Source organism: Acidithiobacillus ferriphilus, from assembly GCF_018854775.1.
Lineage (GTDB): Bacteria > Pseudomonadota > Gammaproteobacteria > Acidithiobacillales > Acidithiobacillaceae > Acidithiobacillus > Acidithiobacillus ferriphilus.
The window spans coordinates 1-6,530 of sequence record NZ_JAAZTY010000213.1 but is presented as its reverse complement, the minus strand read 5'-3'; the positions used below and the strand labels follow the sequence as shown (position 1 = coordinate 6,530).

8 protein-coding genes are annotated in these 6,530 nt (G+C 59.2%); 6 read left to right on the top strand and 2 right to left on the bottom strand.

Annotated elements, in window-relative coordinates; translation table 11 throughout:
- Together HF921_RS12445 and hemE are read left to right on the top strand one after the other, a co-directional pair.
- Nucleotides 1-337, top strand: a 337-nt coding sequence (locus HF921_RS12445; protein WP_215893920.1) for an FAD-dependent oxidoreductase, incomplete at its 5' end; no start/stop codon positions are given.
- A gap of 3 nt (nt 338-340) precedes the next feature.
- Nucleotides 341-1,399: a uroporphyrinogen decarboxylase gene (gene hemE, locus HF921_RS12440; RefSeq protein WP_215893053.1), complete on the top strand. Its 1,059-nt coding sequence runs from the start codon at nt 341-343 to the stop codon at nt 1,397-1,399.
- Here hemE and HF921_RS12435 read toward each other — a convergent pair.
- Together HF921_RS12435 and HF921_RS12430 are read right to left on the bottom strand one after the other, a co-directional pair.
- The gene (locus HF921_RS12435; protein ID WP_196762786.1) at nt 1,396-2,298 is read right to left on the bottom strand and encodes a lysophospholipid acyltransferase family protein; all 903 of its coding nucleotides are present in this window, start codon (nt 2,296-2,298) and stop codon (nt 1,396-1,398) included. The genes hemE and HF921_RS12435 overlap by 4 nt on opposite strands.
- Nucleotides 2,295-3,071 carry a GNAT family N-acetyltransferase gene (locus HF921_RS12430; protein WP_064217781.1) on the bottom strand — a complete coding sequence of 259 codons (777 nt, stop codon included), beginning with the start codon at nt 3,069-3,071 and terminating at the stop codon, nt 2,295-2,297. The genes HF921_RS12435 and HF921_RS12430 overlap by 4 nt, the downstream gene beginning before the upstream one ends.
- Nucleotides 3,072-3,422: 351 nt before the next feature.
- On the opposite strand from HF921_RS12430, the gene HF921_RS12425 reads away from it, so the two are divergent.
- Genes HF921_RS12425 through ilvA form a run of 4 tightly spaced genes read left to right on the top strand, consistent with a single transcriptional unit; the run spans nt 3,423 to nt 6,482 of the window.
- Nucleotides 3,423-3,632 carry a (2Fe-2S)-binding protein gene (locus HF921_RS12425; protein ID WP_014029538.1) on the top strand — a complete coding sequence of 70 codons (210 nt, stop codon included), beginning with the start codon at nt 3,423-3,425 and terminating at the stop codon, nt 3,630-3,632.
- The gene (locus tag HF921_RS12420) at nt 3,629-4,597 is read left to right on the top strand and encodes a YheT family hydrolase (RefSeq protein ID WP_064217782.1); all 969 of its coding nucleotides are present in this window, start codon (nt 3,629-3,631) and stop codon (nt 4,595-4,597) included. Before HF921_RS12425 ends, HF921_RS12420 begins: the two co-directional genes overlap by 4 nt.
- Nucleotides 4,594-4,965: a winged helix-turn-helix domain-containing protein gene (locus HF921_RS12415; RefSeq protein WP_064217783.1), complete on the top strand. Its 372-nt coding sequence runs from the start codon at nt 4,594-4,596 to the stop codon at nt 4,963-4,965. The genes HF921_RS12420 and HF921_RS12415 overlap by 4 nt, the downstream gene beginning before the upstream one ends.
- Complete coding sequence (ilvA, locus tag HF921_RS12410) at nt 4,962-6,482, top strand: threonine ammonia-lyase, biosynthetic (protein WP_229065997.1); 1,521 nt, start codon at nt 4,962-4,964, stop codon at nt 6,480-6,482. The genes HF921_RS12415 and ilvA overlap by 4 nt, the downstream gene beginning before the upstream one ends.
- Nucleotides 6,483-6,530: the final 48 nt, after the last annotated feature.

Here is a 6,530-nt window from a genome sequence, read left to right as displayed (position 1 = left end):
GGGCGCCCGGGGTGTGCGTCTGGTGGAAACCCGCCTGGGGGAACCAGATGCCAAAGGCCGTCGCCGTCCGGAAATCATCCCCGGCTCAGAGCAGATATTGGATGCCGATGCGGTGATCGTCGCTTTTGGTTTCGACCCCTCCCCCGCCCCCTGGTTTGCGGAGCACGGTATCAGCACGGATGCCCATGGGCGGATCAGCACCAACGAACAATTCCAGACCAGTAACCCACGTATTTTTGCCGGGGGCGACATGCGCCGCGGCTCTGATCTGGTCGTCACTGCGGTAGATGAAGGACGCCGGGCCGCCGAGGGCATCCTCAATCAACTGGGAGTATAAGTGATGAAATCCACATTGCAGAATGATAATTTCCTGCGTGCCTGCCTGCTCCAGCCGGTGGATCATGTCCCCGTCTGGCTGATGCGTCAGGCCGGGCGTTACCTGCCGGAGTACCGTGCTACCCGCGCCCGTGCCGGGGATTTTCTCACCCTCTGCACCACACCGGAACTGGCCTGTGAAGTGACACTGCAGCCCATTGATCGCTTTCCGCTGGACGCTGCCATCCTCTTCTCGGACATCCTGACCATTCCTTATGTCATGGGACTCGGACTGCAATTTCAGGAGGGCGAAGGCCCGGTATTCGAACGTCCCTTGCGTGACGCCGCGGACATCGACGCACTGAGTCAGCCTGATCCGGAAACGGAACTGCGCTTTGTGATGGATGCGGTGCGGCTCATCCGCCGTGAGCTGAATGGACGGGTGCCTCTCATCGGCTTTGCCGGCAGCCCCTGGACCCTCGCCTGCTACATGATCGAAGGACGCGGCAGTCGCGACTTCATCCATGTCAAAGGGTTGCTGTACAGTGATCCGGCGCTGCTGCACCACCTCCTGCGTCATCTGGCCGTATCGGTCACTCAATACCTCAACGCGCAGATTGCCGCCGGAGCGCAGGCAGTGATGATTTTTGATACCTGGGGTGGCAGTCTCAGCACCCCGGCTTATGCAGAGTTCTCGCTTGCTTACATGAGCGAGATCATCGCCGGCTTGAAGCGCGAGGCGGAAGGCCGCCAGGTACCGATCCTGCTCTTTACCAAGGGCGGGGGTAACTGGTTGGAGGCAATGGCGGCGAGCGGCGCCGATGTGCTGGGCCTCGACTGGACAACCGAGTTAAGTATCGCCCGCCAGCGTCTGGGTGATGGCATAGCACTGCAGGGCAATATGGATCCCATCGCCCTCTATGGCAGCGCCAGCGGCGTTGCCGCAGAGGCCGAGCGCGTTCTGGCCAGCCACGGACCTGGGCCGGGCCACATCTTTAATCTCGGCCATGGCATCACCCCGCAAACCCCTATCGGAAATGTCGCCACCTTGGTGGAGAGCGTTCATAACTGGCGGCCGACCTAACCCTCGTGACCATGCCGCCATGCTGCCCAGGCATCCCGGATAGGGCGACGGCGGGGATTATGCAGATAGGTGATTGAAGCCCCCTGCTCCATCCGCTGTAAAGCATCGGCAATAGCCACCTGAGCCGTTGCTGCCAGCTTCCGGCGACCCAATTCTGGCGCCAGCGCGGGCAGGAATTCCACGCGCAGTGTCAAGGGTGCCGCCGCCGCCAGTCGCCAGAGATGTCCAAACAAGCTATCTTCACCAATGAAAGGGCAGAGTGGGTCGGGCTGGCCGGGGCACAGCACATCTTCGTAACGCAAAGCCACCGGAATCGTCGGCGCTACTGCCCCAGAGGCGATCTCAAAAGGCGCCGCAAAAAAATCGCCCACCCTTTTGCCGTCGCTGGTGGTGCCCTCCGGGAAAAGGATGACGCTGGTGCCCGCTGCCAAAATTTTGCCGGCCTGACGCACAGTGCGCTGACTCGCACGGGCGTCGCCACGGTCGATAAAGAGCGTTCCCAACCACTCGCCCATAATCCCGAAAAAAGGCCAGGCACGCATTTCCTTCTTCGCCACAAAGCGACCGGGAACCAAGGTCGCGAGTGCGAGAATATCGAGGTAGGAAACATGGTTAGCGGCGACAAGTACCGGCGATTTGGGGACGATTCCATCCACACGCAAATGAATGCCAAAGACGCGCAAGGCCCGCCGACTCCACCAGGAAAAAGCCCGATAACTGGCCGCGTCCGGTTCGGACTTGCGCGCACAAGTCCATACCGCCAACGGAAAGGCCAGAACCAGATAAAACACCAGTACCGGCAGTCGCCAGATACGCCGCAAAGCCTTGGGCCGCGAACGGCGCCAGCGCCGCCCCGGGTAAGCCACCAGTACCGAGGCGGGCTTTTTACGGCGTGTCATTTACGCGCATCCACCGGTTCCAAAAAGCGCTGCTGATAGCGCGGGGTAATCAGACCAGCTTCGCACCAGACGAAGAAATCTGCACAATGAAATTGCGGATCCCAGAAAGGCTCGCCGCCGATGCGCACTCCAGCCCTTAAATAGCCCTTGAGCAAACCTGGCAGTGTGGCAGGGTCCACCTGCGCCCGCGCATCAAAGTTGGGGACGGCGCGCAGAGGGAAGACCCGCTGTTCCTGCGGCGTCAGGTATGTATTGAGACTCTGGTACAAGGCGCCCAGGGCCGGGCCATCGGTACTGTGTACACTTGCGCAGCCCATGAGATAATCAATTTTCCACATCGACATGGTCTCGGCCAGCCCCGACCAGAGCAGCGCAATAACCGCGCCCTGACGGTAGTCAGGATGTACGCAGGATCGCCCCAACTCCATAATCCGTATATTCAAAGCCAGCAGACGTGAAAGATCAAACTCTGTCTCGGCATAATAGCGGCCCACCCTAGCAACCTTCTCGGGAAGGAAAAGTCGATAGGTCCCCACCACTTCCTGACTGACCTCATCTTCGACAATCAGGTGCTCACAAAAAGGGTCGTACTCATCCTGATCCAGCCCGGGACGACCACTCAACTGGGCACCATACTCGGCACTGAATACGTCATAACGCAATCGTTGTGCCGCATCTACTTCGTCCTGGTGCCGCGCCAGATAGAGACGCAACGAGCGCTCTTTCTTGGCGGCGACGCGACCGGTACCGCCGTGAGATTGGGTGCTGAGCATACGGGGCTCTCCGTGCAAAAACGATAATGAATCTTGCCTATTATGACTCATAAATATGACAATAGTGCGGCATTTTCATGAACTTTTCATGACAATGATACGCCGACTCCCACAGACATGGTAACTTTTCTTCGTAAGTAGCATCGTGCTGGCCTTACTAACAAGGGTCCTCACCACCAGTAACCATCGTCAATACGAATATTTTATATCATGAACCAGGCAATACCAGCACCGACCATCAAATCGCGGCAGTTTTGATGTGGATCGCGGCGGACTCTTGCACCGTATGCCCTCAATAGTTACTGTATGCCTTTGCTTTAGTGCATTCTTGTGAGAGGTGAAAGTTCTGCCATGTCCGCCGCCCCCGAGGAAGTCGATAGTAGCCCCTACTGCTGCTGTTCGGCCGCCACTTTTCAGGAAATCCTTGAGCGCCAGCGCGCCAAGCCCCTGCCCTTTATGGAGCTTTTGATGGTTCACGCGGGCTGCGGCAGTGGTTGCGGCAGTTGCATCGACGATCTGGAAGCTTATTTGCGCAGTCACGACGCCTACATAGAGGATTGAATCCTTCCCGCACCTTTCATCCGCCCTGGTGGTCGAGGGGTGGCGATTTTCAGACCATATGGGCGCCCTTTTTCGCTCGCTCGGATCCTGTCGATTTTCGCCGGGAAATCTGGGAAACCCCTGACGGCGATCGGGTCGCTGTAGACTGGGTGGACGCATCAACCGATGCGCCCGTGGTTATTCTCTTTCACGGCTTGGCGAGCAGTTCGCGGGGACATTATGCCCGCTCCCTCGCGGCGGGACTGCGGCGGAGGGGCTGGGCGGGCTGTTTTATCAATTTCCGCGGCTGCGGGGGGATAAACAACTTACTGCCCCGCGGCTACCACGCGGGTGACAGCGCCGAGATTCGCTGGATGCTGGAGCGCGCCAGCGCACTGTTCCCGCGTCGCCCACGCTACGCCGTCGGCGTTTCCCTGGGCGGTAACGCCTTACTCAAATATCTGGGCGAGGTCGGGGACGCGGCGCGCAAAAATCTGGAACGTGCGGCTGCGGTCTGCGCCCCTATTGATCTGGTCGCGACGGCAGAGCATCTGCAATCCAGTCACTTTCGCTTCTACAATCAGTATTTTCTCCAGAAAATGAAGGCGTCCGTCCGCCATTACAAGACCAGTTACCCGGATCTGGCGGACTGGCCGCGGGTCTTTTCGGCAAAAAGCGTGTATGATTTCGATGAATATTTTACGGCACCGGTGCATGGTTTCTCAGGCGCCGTTCACCTCTGGAAAGAGGGCTCCGCAGCGCCGTTGTTGTCACGTATCAATGTGCCCACACTGCTTCTGAACAGCGCAGATGATCCCATTGTACCCATCAACAGCCTGCGTAATGTTCAGACAAGCCCGGCCGTAACACGTTGCATCACCGAGCAAGGCGGTCATGTTGGCTTTATAGATGGAACCTTTCCCGGTCATCTGCGCTGGTTGCCAAACACGCTGCTGGATTATTTTGAGAGGAAGAGCACCCCATGACAGACCATCTACAGCCGCGTCTTCGCATTCTTCTGGCAGAAGCCATCGCCGTTGGCCCCGGCAAGGCCGAACTGCTCCGCCATATTCGCGAAAAAGGCTCCATCTCCGCAGCTGCGCGCACGATGCACATGAGTTACCGGCGCGCATGGTTGCTGGTGGATACCATGAATCACTGCTTTCTGGCACCGCTAGTCAGCACGGCCACGGGTGGCAGCCATGGCGGCGGCGCCCATCTGACCGAGATGGGCGAAGAAGTCTTGAAGCGCTATGAGGCGATGGAAAGCAAGGCGAATGCTACCCTCGCTCCTGATATCGCCGAATTCCGCAAACTCATGCAACTCCACACACCGGAAGAAAACGCTTCGTGAAAAACCTGCTCCGCGAAGTGCTGTGCAGCCGGGTCTACGATGTGGCCCGAGAAACGCCCCTGGAAGCGGCGCCCAAACTGAGCGCACGCCTGCAGCGCGAAGTGTTGTTCAAACGCGAAGACCTGCAGCCGGTGTTCAGCTTCAAACTGCGCGGCGCCTACAACAAGATCGCCCAGCTTTCGGACGCCGAAAAAGCACGCGGTGTCATCACCGCCAGCGCCGGCAATCATGCGCAGGGCGTTGCCTACGCTGCCCAGAAACTGGGTATCCGTGCGGTGATCGTCATGCCCGGCACCACCCCGGAAATCAAAGTCAATGCGGTACGGGCGCGGGGTGCGGAAGTCATTCTTCATGGCGACAGCTACTCCGACGCGCAGTCGCATTGCGACGCGCTGATCGCCGAGTCGGGCATGGTCTTCATTCCACCCTTTGACGACCCGCTGGTCATTGCCGGACAGGGAACGATAGGCGCAGAGATACTCCGCCAGCGGGGTGCTGGCCTGGAAGCGATTTTCATTCCGGTGGGGGGCGGCGGGCTCATCGCCGGGGTGGCGGGTTACCTGAAATCCATCGTGCCGGAGATTCGCATCATTGGCGTTGAACCCTTTGAGGCCGATGCCATGTATCAGTCATTGCAAGCGGGAATGCGGGTGACCCTGCCGCAGGTCGGCATTTTCGCCGATGGCGTGGCGGTGCGCCAGGTGGGAGAACGCACCTTTGCCCTCTGTCAAAAATATGTGGATGAGATTGTGCGGGTGAGTAATGACGAGATCTGCGCAGCCATCAAGGATGTTTTTGACGAGACCCGTTCCATTATGGAGCCGGCGGGTGCGCTTGCCTTAGCGGGCCTCAAACGGATGGCGGCCACCGATTCCGGCCAGGGCGGGGCCTGGGTCGCCATCCTCTCCGGCGCCAACATGAACTTCGATCGCCTGCGCTTTATTGCCGAGCGGGCGGAACTGGGCGAAGCCCGCGAGGCGCTGTTTGCGGTCACGATTCCGGAGCGACCGGGAGCCTTTCGTGCCTTCTGCGCGGCCATTGGTCAGCGGGTCGTCACCGAATTCAACTATCGCCTGCACCGCCGGGATCAGGCACATATTTTTGTCGGTGTGGCCATCCGCGACCGGGAAGACGCCCATGCGTTGCTGGAGAGCTTACGGACGACGGGCCACGAGGCGCTGGACTTAAGTGATGATGAAATGGCCAAGCTGCATATTCGTCATATGGTCGGTGGCCATGCGGCGGCGGCGCAGAACGAGCGGATTTATCGCTTTGAGTTTCCGGAACGTCCGGGTGCGCTAATGGAATTTCTTGACCAGCTGGGCGGGCACTGGAATATCAGTCTCTTCCATTATCGCAACAATGGCGTTGACCTGGGCCGGGTACTGGCGGGTTTTGAAGTGCCGGATACCGAGATGACGCAATTTGAATCGCTGCTCGCCCGGCTCGAATACCCGCATGTGGCGGAAACCGCCAACCCCGCCTACCAGTTTTTTCTGGATCAGGGTCAGCACTGACCCGCTCAGAAGCGCTCCGGGCGATAGGGTGCGGGATCGGTAAACGGC

What these genes read in the sequence shown, in the direction of transcription:
- hemE (WP_215893053.1), top strand. Translation starts at nt 341, where the DNA reads ATGAAATCCACATTGCAGAATGATAATTTCCTGCGTGCCTGCCTGCTC.
- HF921_RS12435 (WP_196762786.1), bottom strand. Translation starts at nt 2,298, where the DNA reads ATGACACGCCGTAAAAAGCCCGCCTCGGTACTGGTGGCTTACCCGGGG.
- HF921_RS12430 (WP_064217781.1), bottom strand. Translation starts at nt 3,071, where the DNA reads ATGCTCAGCACCCAATCTCACGGCGGTACCGGTCGCGTCGCCGCCAAG.
- HF921_RS12425 (WP_014029538.1), top strand. Translation starts at nt 3,423, where the DNA reads ATGTCCGCCGCCCCCGAGGAAGTCGATAGTAGCCCCTACTGCTGCTGT.
- HF921_RS12415 (WP_064217783.1), top strand. Translation starts at nt 4,594, where the DNA reads ATGACAGACCATCTACAGCCGCGTCTTCGCATTCTTCTGGCAGAAGCC.